This window comes from Deltaproteobacteria bacterium CG11_big_fil_rev_8_21_14_0_20_42_23 (assembly GCA_002796345.1).
Taxonomy (GTDB): Bacteria; UBA10199; UBA10199; order 2-02-FULL-44-16; family 2-02-FULL-44-16; genus 1-14-0-20-42-23.
Genome location: PCXC01000010.1, coordinates 1 through 14,569, shown reverse-complemented (window position 1 = coordinate 14,569; position 14,569 = coordinate 1). Strand labels below are relative to the sequence as shown.

Annotated in this window: 11 protein-coding genes; all 11 read right to left on the bottom strand. The window is 42.1% G+C overall.

Annotated elements, in window-relative coordinates; translation table 11 throughout:
- Positions 1-231: 231 nt before the first annotated feature.
- On the bottom strand, positions 232-1,533 hold the full coding sequence (locus COV43_01475; GenBank protein ID PIR26494.1) for a threonine synthase: 1,302 nt from the start codon (positions 1,531-1,533) through the stop codon (positions 232-234).
- Position 1,534: 1 nt separating this feature from the next.
- Positions 1,535-2,470 carry a homoserine kinase gene (locus COV43_01470; protein PIR26493.1) on the bottom strand — a complete coding sequence of 312 codons (936 nt, stop codon included), beginning with the start codon at positions 2,468-2,470 and terminating at the stop codon, positions 1,535-1,537.
- Between the two features lie 29 nt (positions 2,471-2,499).
- Positions 2,500-2,862, bottom strand: a complete 363-nt coding sequence (locus COV43_01465) for a DNA-cytosine methyltransferase (protein ID PIR26492.1) — start codon at positions 2,860-2,862, stop codon at positions 2,500-2,502.
- Positions 2,863-2,916: 54 nt separating this feature from the next.
- Positions 2,917-5,370 (bottom strand): bifunctional aspartate kinase/homoserine dehydrogenase I, encoded by a 2,454-nt coding sequence (locus tag COV43_01460; GenBank protein ID PIR26491.1) that lies wholly within the window; start codon positions 5,368-5,370, stop codon positions 2,917-2,919.
- Between the two features lie 40 nt (positions 5,371-5,410).
- Positions 5,411-6,154, bottom strand: coding sequence for a hypothetical protein (locus tag COV43_01455; protein ID PIR26490.1), 744 nt, complete (start codon positions 6,152-6,154; stop codon positions 5,411-5,413).
- Positions 6,155-6,249: 95 nt separating this feature from the next.
- Entirely contained in the window at positions 6,250-7,488 is a 1,239-nt protein-coding gene (locus COV43_01450; protein ID PIR26489.1) for a hypothetical protein, read from the bottom strand.
- Positions 7,489-7,624: 136 nt separating this feature from the next.
- Positions 7,625-9,652 (bottom strand): hypothetical protein, encoded by a 2,028-nt coding sequence (locus COV43_01445; protein ID PIR26488.1) that lies wholly within the window; start codon positions 9,650-9,652, stop codon positions 7,625-7,627.
- Complete coding sequence (locus tag COV43_01440) at positions 9,653-10,414, bottom strand: hypothetical protein (protein PIR26487.1); 762 nt, start codon at positions 10,412-10,414, stop codon at positions 9,653-9,655.
- Complete coding sequence (locus COV43_01435) at positions 10,405-10,596, bottom strand: hypothetical protein (GenBank protein PIR26486.1); 192 nt, start codon at positions 10,594-10,596, stop codon at positions 10,405-10,407. The genes COV43_01440 and COV43_01435 overlap by 10 nt, the downstream gene beginning before the upstream one ends.
- Positions 10,568-12,625 carry a hypothetical protein gene (locus COV43_01430; protein PIR26485.1) on the bottom strand — a complete coding sequence of 686 codons (2,058 nt, stop codon included), beginning with the start codon at positions 12,623-12,625 and terminating at the stop codon, positions 10,568-10,570. The genes COV43_01435 and COV43_01430 overlap by 29 nt, the downstream gene beginning before the upstream one ends.
- Before the next feature lie 42 nt (positions 12,626-12,667).
- Complete coding sequence (locus tag COV43_01425) at positions 12,668-14,371, bottom strand: hypothetical protein (GenBank protein PIR26484.1); 1,704 nt, start codon at positions 14,369-14,371, stop codon at positions 12,668-12,670.
- Between the last annotated feature and the right edge of the window lie 198 nt (positions 14,372-14,569).

Here is a 14,569-nt window from a genome sequence, read left to right as displayed (position 1 = left end):
GTCTGATTTTTCCGGGCGGTGTCATTCAAAAATCTCCCAAAAGAACAAAAAGTTCTGACGCATAATGCTCTTTTCACCCCCGAAATCAAGCATAATTATTATCGGCATTTTTTGTGAAAAGTTGCGGGATTTTGAGGAAAAAATCAATTTGCTCATAAACATAAAAAGGAGGCCTCTCAAAGCCTCGTTTTGGAGGGGTGCTAAAACTGTGAAACTATGGGGAAACGTACCCTACGAGCGAAGGAGGTGTTTAAAGGCTTCGTAGGAATGTTCGAGTTCGATGGCTCCACTTAGCTGCTTCATCTGTTCCTGCATAACGAGCGGAAGTTCGGGTGAAAAGCCAAGCGCATCTTTTACGGCGCGCTCAAACTTTGCGGGATGAGCTGTGGCGAGACTCACACTTGTCTGCTGATTGGCAGCATGTGCGTTGAAGTATTGATCAACTCCATCCCAGGCTACAGCACCGTGAGGATCGAGCAAGTAATGATCTTGAGTGTACACTTCGTTCATCACTTCTAATGTGCGCGCATCACTTGTAACGGTAGCGAAAAGATCATCACGCATTTTTTGCACATTTTGTTCATACATAAATTGAATGCGTTCTAAGTTGCTAGGATTTCCCACATCCATGGCGTTGGAATAAGTTGCCACCGATGGCATTGCGGAAAAAGTTCCTGTCTGAAAGTAACGCGGAATCACATCGTTTGCATTTGTAGCTGCAATAAAGCGAAGCGGGAAACCCATATGTTTAGCCATCAAGCCGGCAGTTACATTTCCAAAATTTCCCGAAGGCACACAGCAAAGAACTTCTTCTTTTTCTTTCGCAAGTTGAACTGCAAGATAAACATAGTAAAATGTTTGCGGCACTAACCTTCCCACGTTAATGGAATTTGCGGAACTTAAATTCAAATGCTTGAGCGTTTTATCGGCCATGGCTTGCTTTACCAAACGTTGGCAATCATCAAAATTTCCCTGAAGAGCAATGGGTGTAACACCTTCTCGCTTCATACAAATTTGCTGACGCTGAACATCGCTAATTTGACCATCGGGAAATAAAATAAATGTTCTCACTTCCGACATTCCCGCAAATGCATCTGCAACAGCACTTCCCGTGTCTCCAGAAGTTGCAGTGAGAATTGTGAGTTCTTCTGAACGCTTTTTCAAAACGTGTTTCATACATTGTGCAAGAAAACGAGCACCCACATCTTTAAAGCTTTGCGTTGGGCCATGAAAAAGTTCTAAGACAAAACGATTTTTTCTTATTTCTGAAAAAGGGAGTGGAAAATTGTGAGCCGCGGATGAAATATCATTGCACACTTCCTCACCAAACTCAGCGCCAAGCCAAGCTGTGGTAAGAAAAAATGAAAGCTCCGCAAAAGTGAGTTTTTTTAAATCTCCCAAATCTTTTTGCTGAAGCTTTGGGAGAGCTATGGGAAAAAACAAACCTCCATCCGAAGCTTGCCCCGAAAAAATGGCCTCGGAAAAAGTCACTTTTTGTTTACTGCGCGAACTGGTGTAAAAAATATGTTCCATATTATTGATGCAATATCCTTGCTCCTTGATTGTCAATCCGGGAAATCCAAATATCAAACCCAGGCTTTTTGTTTTTCAATTCTTTTTCCAGTATACGAGCAACGTGAGATGCCTGCCCATTCCCTTCTGCAAGCACGAAGAGAGCTGGCCCAGCGCCAGCAATGCTACAAGCAAGAGCGCCATGTTCAAGTGCCAAGGCTTTTATAAAAGTAAAGTGTGGAATAAGTTTTTTACGCGCTGGCTCCACAATATCATCTTGAAGAAAATCTTGAATGAGCGAAAAATTGCGAAGACACATGCCCGCTACAAGGCCCGCAATATAGCTTCCCTGGCGTGAGCAATCTGAGAGTGAAATTGTTTTTGGCAACACTGCTCGGGATTTTTTTGTCTCAAGTGTCATGTGAGGTTTCACTAAAACCATTGTGAGTTGTTGAGGTGCTTTTATTTTGATTGTTTTCTTTTGAAGCGAAGCAATGGTAAATCCACCCAACAACGAAGGCGCAACATTGTCAGCGTGCGCAACGCCACTGCTTGCTTTTTCACCTTCGGCTGCGAACACCACCAAATCCTCTTTTGAAATTTTTAAGTTTAAAAGCTCACTCACAGCAAAAACAGCTGCAGCGCTACTTGCAGCGGAGCTTCCCAAACCAGAACCTGCTGGTATTCCCTTTTCGATTTCAAGCGCGATGCCAATTTTAACTCCAATATGTTTGAGCAAAGCTTTTACTGCAACCGAAGCTGTATTTTTTGCAGCCACAAGAGGAATGCCATCAGATTTTCCACTCATGTTTGAAATGCGCAGTGACGAACCTTCAATGAGTTCGGCTTTTACCAAATCACCCAAACCATGAACAGCAAGCCCCAAACAATCAAAGCCCGGACCAACATTTGCAATACTTGCAGGTGCATAGGCAATAATAGATTTATTTTTTTTCATGTTATTCCTCCCCTTAAATTAAGGGGAGGTTAGGAGGGGTTATTCAATTCCTCCACTATCCTTTCCAAAATTAAAGTTGGATTCTTCAAAACATCATTATTCCAAAATCTAAGCACTCTTATATTTTTACTTTGAAGATAAAAACTTCTCATTTTATCATACTCTTGATGAGATTCTTCTAGATGATGTCCACCGTCCAACTCAACTGCAAGTCGTTTTTTTGGACAATAAAAATCAAGAATATACTTTCCGACACTATATTGACGAAAAAATTTAAATCCCAAATTTTTCCCTTTTAGTCTACTCCAGATTTTTTGTTCAGCCTGTGTTTGATTTTTTCTTAACTTTCTTCTGTTTTCCTTTGAATATGGATCATTAAATAAAAAACCCATTCAAACCCCTAACTCCCCCTACCCCCTCTTAAGCTAAGAGGGGAAATTTTTTCATTATCTCACCAAATACTGACTTATTTTTAAGATGTCGGCAAACACGCCTCCAGCGGTCACTTCCGGGCCGGCGCCTGGACCTTTTATAATAAGTGGATTATCGAAATAGCGTTTGCTTTTAAAAATTACCACATTATCTCCGGGCTTTAAAAGAGCCAGCGGTGAATCTGCATTTACCTCAACAACCCCCACGGAAGGCTTACCTTGTTTCAGTTGAGCACAATACTGAAGCACTTTTCCCTTTTGCTTTGCCGATGCACAACGCTTTGCAAAGACAGCGTTAATTTCAGAAAGCCGAGACAAAAAATGTGCCACACTTCCTTTTCGTAATGAGGGAGGAATTAAGTTTTCCACTTTCACTTGTTTTAAGTTGAGTTGCAAGCCAAGCTCTCTCGCTAAAATAAGAATTTTTCTCGCAACATCTTCGCCCGAAAGATCATCTCGCGGATCTGGTTCGGTATATCCACGTTTGACAGCTTCTTTTACAGCATCACTAAACAAAACCCCTTTATCTAGCGTGCTAAAAAGATAAGAAAGCGTTCCTGAAAAAATGCCTTGGATTTCTAGAATTTCGTCGCCGCTATCTTTCAAATCCTGCAAAGTTGAAATAACGGGAAGCGCTGCTCCCACGGTGGTTTCATAGCGATACTGTTTCCGTCCTCTATTTAAAGCTTTTTGCAAAATATGGAACGTGTTGAGGTTTTGTGTTTGTGCTTTTTTATTTGGTGTTACCACACTCATTCCTGTTGCAATTATTTCAGGATAGTATTTTGCAATCTCTTCACTTGCGGTAACATCAATCACCAAAATGTTTTCAAGCGCAGTCGATTTTAAAGAAGTAACAAGTTGTGGAAGTTTTAATGTTTCTTTTGATTGTGCGAGTTTTGTTTTCCACTTTTTAAATTCAAGGGGTTTATTGCCTAAAATAATTTTCTGGCTATCACATACTCCAATCAACCTGAGATCTATGCCCATTTCATCTTGCAAACGAACTCGAGCTTCTTCAACCTGTCTCAGCAAAGCAGTTCCCACTCTTCCTTTCCCGATCATGAAAAGATTTACGTGATTAAGTGAAAGGTGAAACGCACCATGAATAAGATTGAGCGCTCTTACTTTATCTTCTTCCGAAAGAACGAATGAAATGCTCATTTCTGAAGAGCCTTGCGCAACCGCAACAACATTCACTCCATTTTTTCCCAAAACAGAAAACAGCTTTCCCGCTACACCTGGCGAACCTTTCATTTTACTCACCACTAAAGAAAGGACCACCATATCTGCTTCACAGTGAATATTTTGAACAACTCGAGCCTTGAGCTCTAACTTAAACTCTTCTTTGAGAGCATGGACAGCTTCTTTTTGTTTATCGCTTGAGATGACGCAACATACACTTTGTTCACTGGACGATTGAGAAATCATCACTACATTAACTTCTGCTCTTGCTAGAGCTGTGAACATTCTTCCTGCCACTCCATGCACTCCAATAATCCCGCTTCCTGTTAAAGTAAGTACTGCAACATCACTCATAGAAGTAATGCCTTTGACAATACCTTCGTCTGTAGATTTTTCGCTTATACAGGTACCAATCACATCTGGTGCAAAGGTGTTTTTAATCCAGAGGGGAATTTTTTTTTGCATGAGCGGAGTAAGGGTTTTCGAATGAACAACCTTTGCTCCAAAATAGGCTAACTCCATAGCTTCTTCGTAACTTAACGATATTAACGGGAAGGCATCTAACACTAATCGCGGATCTGCGCTCAACACACCATCAACATCAGTCCAAATCTCAAGAGCTTTAGCCTTTACACTTGCTGCAATGAGAGCTGCGCTATAATCTGACCCTCCCCTTCCAAGTGTTGTAATATCGCCATTTGCTGTTCCTCCAACAAATCCAGTGATCACAGGAACGGTTTTTGAAAGGGTTGCAAAATACTTTTTCACTTTTTGTTCTGTCAGTTCACAATCAACCAACGCCTGACCATAATGATCATCGGTAGCAATCAATTGAGCGGCATGAACGGCTACAGCAGAAAGACCTTCAGCATTTAAAACAGCTGCAACGATTTCTGTAGCAAGAATTTCTCCTTGAGAAAGAATGAGATCTTTGGTTCGTGCAGAACAATCATGAACAAGAGAGACGCCCGCAAGAAAAGAATGGAGCTCTGAAAAAATAAACTCGATTCTTTCTCGTGTATATCGCTGATGCTTTTTCAAGACAGTTTTTTCTAAAAGCTGAAGATGATATTTTTTCAACTGGGCAAGCTTTGATTTCCACTGCTTTTGCTGCCCAAGAAGAGAAAGGTCAATCACCTGAAGAAGATGATCAGTTGTGTCTCCGCAGGCTGAAACAACAATTGCAATGCGATTTTTTTGGCAACGCGTCTTTGCAATGAAAGCTACAGTTTTGAGAACATGGGTTGTTGAAAGAGATGAACCACCGAATTTTAAAATCTGCATGGCCGCATCTTACTTGGCTTTGCAAAGATGACAACTTTTTTCATTGGGAAGTGATATTTTTATTTTCTTGATCGCGAAGCACTTTAAGTTTTCTTTCGGCTTCTTTTAGCTCTTCTTCAGCCTTCTTTATTTCCTGATTTATTTTTTCATTTTCCTTCTTTTTTTCGTTCATCATTTTTGCTTCTTCTTTTGAAACGGTAATTGAAGAAGGAAAAGTTTTGGCAGCAAATTGTTCTGCAGCTTCATAACTTGAGAAAGGTTTAATCCATTCGGAAAGTAATTGAACTACCGTTTGGCTATCTGGAAAATTAAGAAGCTGTTGATCAAACTGCATTCCAAAAGCTGCGGAAAGATGCGCTGGTTTTGACTTTGCTTCTAAAGAATATGCATACTTTTCAGTGGAAAGAAGTTTGAGCCACACTTTTTTACCAAAGGCATCAAGGTCGCTCACCATAAAAATTTCACCAGGATGTAAGGTACGGAAAAAAGCTTGCCCTCGCAAAGGTTTTATTTTTCCATTTTTTACAAGAGAACCTGCATAAAGATGTTCTTGCCACGAAATATAACGCCGAGGAAAACTGGCGGGAATGCCTTCGTTCATGACAACCACGTAAGTTTTTATTTTTTTTTCATCTACATTATCTTGCTCATTTTTTAAACCTTCATGCTGTTCCGCAAGTGGATAATAAGCTTTTATAATTTTGAGCAAGTCTTCGTTACTGGCCGCAAACGCAGTGTGCATGCCAATCAGCAAGGCGAGTAATGTGAACAGTATTTTTTTCATTCTGAATTTCCTTGTGTCATTTTAAGGGGATCACTTCACATGAAGAAGAGAGGATATCAAGAAAAAGATGCTTCGGCAGAAATGATTCAAGAGGTCTAATACAGTTCATCCTCAGGAACGCCAGGCCCTGCAGGCATTGGCTCTGTAGGAAAATCCACAAACGGAGCACCATCTTCTTCGTCTGCAACTGGCGTTCTATCTGAAGAAGAAGGTGGTGGTGGAGAAACTTGCACTTCTGTTATCGGTAATAAAGATGGACTAGGATTTACAACAACGGGTGTCGCCTTCGGGGAAGCGTATCTTACGGTACCTAATTGAGACTCGGCATTTCTCAAGTCTTCCTCCAGGGCTAGAAATTGTTCTGGTGAATACGCTATGTCTAAATACATTTCCAAGGGACTAAAAAGTTTTTTCACCAACGCACTAAACTGCAGATTTCTCTCATACCTTCCCTGCACAGCGGCCTTTGCCACCTTTTCTTCAGCAAGTGCACTTTGAAAAGGAGTCAAATCATGCTGTCTCGGCCATTTTTCGCGGCGGTCAATTCTATCATTCGCCCTTCTATCAAGAACCGCAAAACAGCTTTCAGCCAGCATTGCAGAGGAAAGCGCTAAAAACTGAGACCACAAAGGAGAGGAAGAATGAAGCAAAGCAAGCAAAGCGCTGTAAACGAGAAAACGAGATGCACGTCTACCACGCGCAGAGCAAGGAAAATAAACCAAGGCATCAATTTCGTCTAGAAGTGCTCGAGACGCAGCACTTAACATCCTCTCACCAGCTTCACTTGTGATGAGGCCTAGGTGAACTGCCTCTAAAATACGGTCTGCAGTGAGCTCTTCAGCTTTCATCCACTGAAGAAACTGGGCTCCAATCTTAGGCCTTTGATCACCGCTAGCAGTTTCATACACATCAAGTGCTGCATTTATGTGAGTTTCAAAATAGCTCTCTCCAGTTCCGACCTTTAAGTAGTGTAAGAGAGAAAAATAAACATACGTAGGAAAAAGAGCGCCAGCAAGTTGTTCTACTCGTTCGGAATTTGAGTCTTTTTTTGAAGGGGAAATTAATGGAAACCCTTTTGAGATATAACTCGCAAATGCGCACTGTAACTGCAAACGATCACGAGCGCTGAGTGCACTTGAAGGTGGAGATACGCTAAGAAGAAATGTGGAAGCGGCAGAATTAGAGGAGGATAAATGCACAAATGGTTTTTGTGTTTGTAAAAAACCAACGCAGCTAATCTGCGCCCCAAGTGCATTTGGGAACAGCGCGCCCTTGGCGGGCGCATCAAAGTGCAGACGAGGAAGAGAAACAAAAGGTGAATTCGCAACTTGCATCTTTGCCTCCTTTTCACAAAGTTTCTCGCGTACAATTTTTTCAGAAAAAGGATATCGACAACGATTTCAAAAAACAGCTTATTACGGAGGCTAGCGAGCTTTAAGGAGGAAAGTCAAAAAGAAAAAACAAAAATGATTATTTCTCATCTTCTTTAACCCCCTCAAATGGGCGAACTTGGGCTGGAACTGCGTAAGTTTTCGGAATAAAAAGTGGAATTCGTCTTTTGTCACCTTCATGTGAAAGTGCATATTCGGTATTGGAAATAACTCTTCCTGCTAGAATCGGCGGAAGAAAAACTGGAATTTTTTTAAGCAATCCAAACCCTGCTCCTTTGAGGAAAAGGTTTGTTGAAAAAAATGCACCAAAATCAATGAGCAATCCTGGATCAAGAAGACTTTCGCGATCAGATTTTCTTCCACCACGATAAAGATCGTAAACATTTCCAGTTGCAGAAAGGTAGGCTGTCTGCATTTGCTGAAAAGCATTTTCCATTTGATCTATGTAATCATTATCAAGCAAGCGCGATCTGAAATACTGCCAATTTGTGTATTTTCCAAATTGCTCTTGCAGTGTCTTAAGCTCATCTCCTCGCGTTGAAAGATAGAGAGCTTTGTCTGAGGCTGGAAGAGATGCGGCAACTCTTTTGGTATGTGCTTCATGCACTTCAAGCACAACCCTCATCTCTGTAAATGCCCGCTGCATCAGCACTTCCAAGCCTTTTGGTTCGAGAACAATGGACAAACTTTTTCCTTTTATTTCTTCATTTTTGGAAGCATCTCTTTGACCAAGTGCACTGAGTAAAATCTTTATACTTTGTGCAAGCAGTGGATCAAGATCATCTTGGATGAGAAATAAAGTGTGCACATCTGGATTCGCAAAGGGATTTTGAAACTGCATAGCGTTGATCTCATCAACATGACCATCGGCATACACTTTGAGCTCTTTGTGGATAAGCATTACGTAAAACTTTTTCGTTTCAGCATCAAGATCAGCGCGTGAAAGAAAATCGAGATAAGTATTGGCTACCACAGCAACAGACTCTGGCAAAAACAAACCTTTAAACGAATGAACAAGAGCTCTTCGTGCCATTTCTGTGTTGTGAGGATGAGATAAAACAAATGTGATATCACTCAGCAAATCTCGTGCTTTTTCACTTCGCTCAAATGCAGACCCCAAGCGGGTTCGGTAGAAATCAAGGTGAACAGTTTCATCAAAAGCCAAATGAAAAGGCTCCACTTTTTTTAAGACACCAGCACACTCATTTGCATGTGCTTGCATTTCTTCTGGAGAAAGATTCTCTTCATCGTTTTGGCTTGTTGCAAGCGTGCAGTATTCGACATCAAAACCTTCCAGCGTTGCGCAAGGAAGCTCTTGAGTTTTGTTGGTAAAGTTGAAGCAAAAATTTACTCCCGCAAAACGAGTGAGGTCTTGATCACCAGATTCAAAAATGCCTGAACTTTTTCGCGTGATAAACATTCCACCCAAAACAGCTTGCGTAAAAAATTCTTTAATCTCTGGATCACTTGCTTGTTCTGCAATCTGAGTAAGCGTTTCCATTTCAGCTGGACTAATTTTATCTTGCGCAAATTCTGCAACAAGGTCTAAGAATTTTGGCAATGATGAGCGGTAAACAGAACTGCTTTCCGAAAAACGTTTCGTCGCAAACTGAGCTTGTTCAAGCCTTTCCTTCAACTCTTGTTCATACACAAACACACTTGGTTCATCTGTACTCAGACGAGTAAAAGGATCAAACCAACTTATATCTTGCGGACGCACATATTGCATTCGTGATGAAGAAAGATATGAACGCACATCTAAAAATTGTTCATGCAAAAGTTCTACGCGAGTTTCGTCAAGAGATGCATATAAAGCTTTAGCTTCTTCTTCCGAAATTTCTGGAGCTGGCGGTCGTTCAACAATTTTCACTCCAATGAAATCGCCAAACTTTGCAAGATAGTGGTTTTCATTTTGGTACGAAGACCTTGCTACATACGTGCAAGCCTTTTGATAGGCTTCATCAAACTGTTTTAAGCCTTCAAGCGAAAGGTCTTTTGCGCTTACGTTTTTTAACAACGAACGAAGGTAGTCGCGCACTTCCACTTCTTTGCCGTTTTCACTTTGGCAAAAAAGTTTTCCGTTGTGATGTGTGTAGTTGATGTTCATTTATAAAGCTGCCCATCCCCACTTTACAATTGGCACTCCCAGTAAATCTGTGGGCCCCGGCTCTGGGCCATCAGCCAGCGCAATTGCAGCGCCCACAACTATTGCTGCAATACCAACTGGTATCCACCAGCGTGAAGGCTCATGCACTTCGGGTTGTTCTTTTGGCTTGGCTTCAGGAGTTTTGTCTCCATTTGCATCTGGCGCTGAAGGTGGTGGTGTAAATTTTTTACACACGAAATAACCCGCAACCAGCGAGCCCACTGTTCCTGCCAATGGCACATAGCTGCCATATCTTCTTCCCGTTAAAAACTGCACTTCATCTTGAGTGAATGATGAAATAAATCTATCCGTCGCATGCTTTTCATAACGTCTTGCTAAAAAATATTTCGACGTAAATATTGCACCAGCAGATAAAGCCGAAACACAGCCCATGCGGCGAAACCAATTGCCACCGAAGTAAGGCAAAATACCTGCGCCAAATATTTCTTTATCACCAAGCGGCAGTGAAAATTCTTGGCTCATGCCATCACCTTCAACACCAAGATGAAGCTCTTCACCGTGTTCAGTTGAAATGCCTGAGGCGACTACTTTGTAGTAAGAGCCATAAAGTGGAGCATCTGCAGAAGGAGCTTTTTTTTGGGGATCACCATCATAAAATGAGATGTATGAAGTGCCTTCCGGCAACTGCAAGGTAAGGCCACCAGCTTCATAAAAGCTGCTAATTGCTTGAAAAAGCTTATTATTTTGAATATTTATCTCCATAGTAGATCACGAGCTCCTACGGTATTATCGGATGCAAAGGGAAAAAGTTGCGTAGTGATTTCCAAAGCAAAGTTCTTGAAAGATCTCAAAAAAACACCCCTCTCTCTTTTGAGAAAGGGGTGCAGGACAAACTGTGTTTTACCGTTTGCGTTCTTAAGGTATAGCAACTTCTTTTGCTGCATTGTAACCTGAGTTAAGAAGCGTGTTCATTTCTTCATCGCACTTTTTGCACTCAACTGGGTAGTATGGAACTTTTGCCAAACTCATTTTATCGGCTACGGAATTATATTCGTTAATCATTGCTGTAATTGCATTACGCTCATCGTTGATGAAAACTTTTTTTCCAGCAATTTCAGCTGTCCTTACAGATGCAGCTTCGAATGTACGAATGAGCTTTGCAATTCTCTCTTGCTCAGCTCGGTCTGTTGCTTTTGTTAAATTACGCAAGTTGTGAGCAGCAAGTAAGGCAACTGTTTCATTTCGTTCATTACAAATATCGTACATAGGAATCACCAACGTCATCCCTGGAGTATAATACCCAAAAAGACTTGGATTCATACCACTTGCAGCTGCAAATCCACTTACTGCCCAGGTATTAAGTGATCTGCTAAATAAAGCTCTGATACCTGCTCTGTCTTGGATGGCTGCATTATCAAAACCTCTTGCTGCAGCCATTGCACTGCCTGCGATAATAGAAAGCATCACGCCACCACCAATCTGTAAACCAAAGTATCCCCATCTTGCTTTTGTTTGCATCATGCGAAGTGAGTTTAAATAGTACGCCCCTTTTTTCAAAGGTGTCGTAGCAGTGGCTTTACAATCACGAAGCAAACCTTTTTCCTCTTCAGAAAATGACATTATATTTCGTCCAAACACTGGTTTTTCAGCACCGGTTAATCTTGTATATGCATAGTCTGCAAAGATGGAAGCACCCTTTCCAGCTATAGCCCAAATAGGCGCTGTACCTGCCCAAGAAGCATAATGATTCACCCACAAATCTGAGTTGAAGTAATTTAACTTCCCGTTCCAAGGTAAATATGGAGAGGGTTGATCGTCGCTTCCATCCAAGCCATCAACAGCGGCAAGAACACGTGGTTGTTCCGTTGCAAACTTTGTGTATGTTCCCAGAAGCAAGTAAACGCCTGCCCATATAAGGCCTGTTTTTAAAGGAATGCCAGCATAGCCTTTAAGCTCAGCTTGTAGAGCTTTCCTTTTGGCAGCATCTGTTGCCAACGCCAACTTTTCGTTTACGGCCTCAATTTTGTCAGCATTTGAAAAATAAAATCCACTATAATGATTTTTGATAACCCACATAGAACCAAGAACAATCGCTGTGGAAACACTCATGTCTACTGCTTTTCTCGTCGCTCCATCTAACTGAGTTATTCCTGGAATTTTATCGAGAAGCTTATCGGTAGATTTTAAAACTCCACTGGCAATTGCCCAAACAGCGAGGCCCATCTCCCAATGTTTACCCACAAATTCGGCATTTTTCTTCAACGTTGCCGAACCTACTCCAAAGAGTTTTCCAAAAAATCCTTTTTCACTCCCTCGAAGCACTTCTCTCATTTCTGGTGTGCCCATGGCCTGAAAGGCATGTTTTGCACTTATGCCAAGATAGGTAAGTCCCCCTCTTGCCACCCAAGACAAGGTTGATTGTCTGTCTGTGCGATCTCCTCCTAACCACTCAACCACATCTCCTGTTATTCTTTTATCAACATCAGAAACAATACCAAAAAACCAATCTGAAGGTTTCGTAAGTGGTTTGATAATGCCAGCGTTAGCAACCTTCATCACACAGTCAAAGACATCACCTTTCTCAAGACTACCATCACCGTCACCGCACCAAGGAATCTTAGATTCATCAATGTCATTTCCCAATCGCTTTGCAGCTTCTCTGGCTTCATCAGCCTTCGACTTTGAAAGTGAGTCTACAAAAGGACATACAATCGACCCCAAGAGCGCCGGATCATGAAGCACTCCAGGAACACCTTTGAGCACAATGTAATCTTCGCGCACTTCGTGATAGGTGGATTTTGCAGCCGCAGCGACAGCGCTGGGAGCGGGAGTTGCGGGGTTTGGCTCGGTAGCGGCTGGAGGAACTGGGGCTGCAACTGGCGTATTTACTGCTTCTGGCGCCTGCGCAAGGTTTCTCTCTGCTGCTCCGTCAATGGGTCTGAGTCCTGTTGGTTGCTGTTGTGGTATTGGCATAAGTACATCCTTATCTCTAAAAAGGTTTTCACTCGTTTTGTGTTATTCGTCTCCAACTTTTCCATCAGCTTCATCAACAACTTCAATCTCAGCATCAGTAAGTTCAACTACACGCTCTGCTGTGGTTGGGCGGTCTTCGCGTGCTTCACTTCTTGCAAATAAAGTTTCCCATGCATCAGCTAAATCTTCAGCAACTCTCACAGTTGTATCTTCAGCAACAGCTTCTGGAGCTACAGCTCTGAAGGGGCTTGTAGGTCTTTCTTCAGCATCAGCATCATCCCCAACAATTAGCTCTGCTAATTCAGTGGCTCCTAAATCTATTGCAGCAGCGTCATCACGCGTTATAAGAGTTTCAGAAGTAACTGCAGGAATAGGTATTGAAGGGTCATAGTCTCTTATAACTCTAGCTATTTCATCAGTAGAGATCTCATCTTCGTCTAAACGAGTGAGAGTTCCGGGTCTTACTGGAGCTGTAAGATTTGCGAGTGCCTCTTGTGCTGATGCTGCGGAATCTGCATCATCAGCAAGCTGTGCAAGTTCAGGATCCGGCTCATCGCCATCAGCAACTACAGTTCTTGTACCGTTTGCAACAGGCTCTGAATGTGTTGCGGTTGGTGCTAAGCCAAGCGAGTCTTCATCAAGTTCAGACGCTACAGCTGCGGGGCTTAGAGAGGGATGGGCTCTCGTGGTATCGGTTGTTTCAAGATGTTGGTAATGTGAGAAGAGTTCTCTAAATTGTTCGTCTAATAAGGCTGTGTTGCTAGACTTAGCACGCGACAAAAGGTCCTTATATAAACTATTCACAATGTAGGTTCTCAGATCTATTCCTTCAAGATATCGAGCATGGATAACAGTTTGAGTTAACTTTTTTCGAAGACTTTCTATTTCATCATCTAAAGGTTTTTTTGCAGTTCTGTTCAAGTCAGCATTTGCTTTTTTGTTTTTGCCGCGAATGGCCAACTCTGTGAGAGCCGCAACACCTAAACCTGCTCCTACCCAAAAGGGCGACAGAAACTGTCCAATAGAAAGCTCCATTCCCAGCCACGCCAATGCACGGTGAGCTCCTCTGCCATGGGTGTAGTAAGGGTTAAAGTTCAAGGCAGCTTCTTCTTTAAGCGCAATGCGAAGTGCAGCTGTGAGCATTCGCGTTGCCACATCTCTAGTAACAAGCCCAAGATAAACTGCATCAAGAAGCGTTCGTACATCCAAACCTTCTTCATTCATCCAAGCTTTAAAACCTCTGCCTACTTCAAGTTTTTTTCCATTCTCGGCAGTGTCATACACCTTTAGCGCTGCATCGAGATGAGCATTGAAGTAGCCAACACCATCCCCAAGCTGATCAAGATGTTGTAAAAGAGAAAGATACACAAATGCTGGAAAACGTTTTCCCGTAAGCCTTTGTGTTGCTTCAACGGTAGGTTCTATTTTTGAAAGTGGTGCTAAGCTAAAGCCTTGTGCAATCACTGCTGCATAGTCTCTTTGCAGTTTAGGTACACTCACCGCAGTTGCTTGTTGCCTTGGATTACTTAGGGCAGCATCGCAAAATCTTCGAGCATCACGATGCAAGCGTCCAGATACACCAGCGAAATCATTTGCAGTTACAGCAAGGTATTGAACGGTATCCATCTGAGCAACAAGTGCTTGAGGAAAAACTAAACCACTTGCAGCTGCTGTTGCAGGCATAGTGAATCCTATTGTGGGAAGCCCTGCAGAAACAGGTGCTGGAATGAAAGGTGATATTGCCATCTGCGTTCTCCTTGTAAAATCTTAGTATCTCTTCAAAAAAAGGATCCCCCTCTTCTCTTAAACCCTTATCGCAGCTGGCTTTAAAAGGTTGCGTGGTTTTTTACTTTTTGTTACTCCCACGGTAAAATGTCCTCCCTTATTCCAAGGATAGAATGTCCTCCCCTGTTGGTAACTTCTTGATATCCTTAGCTTTATATT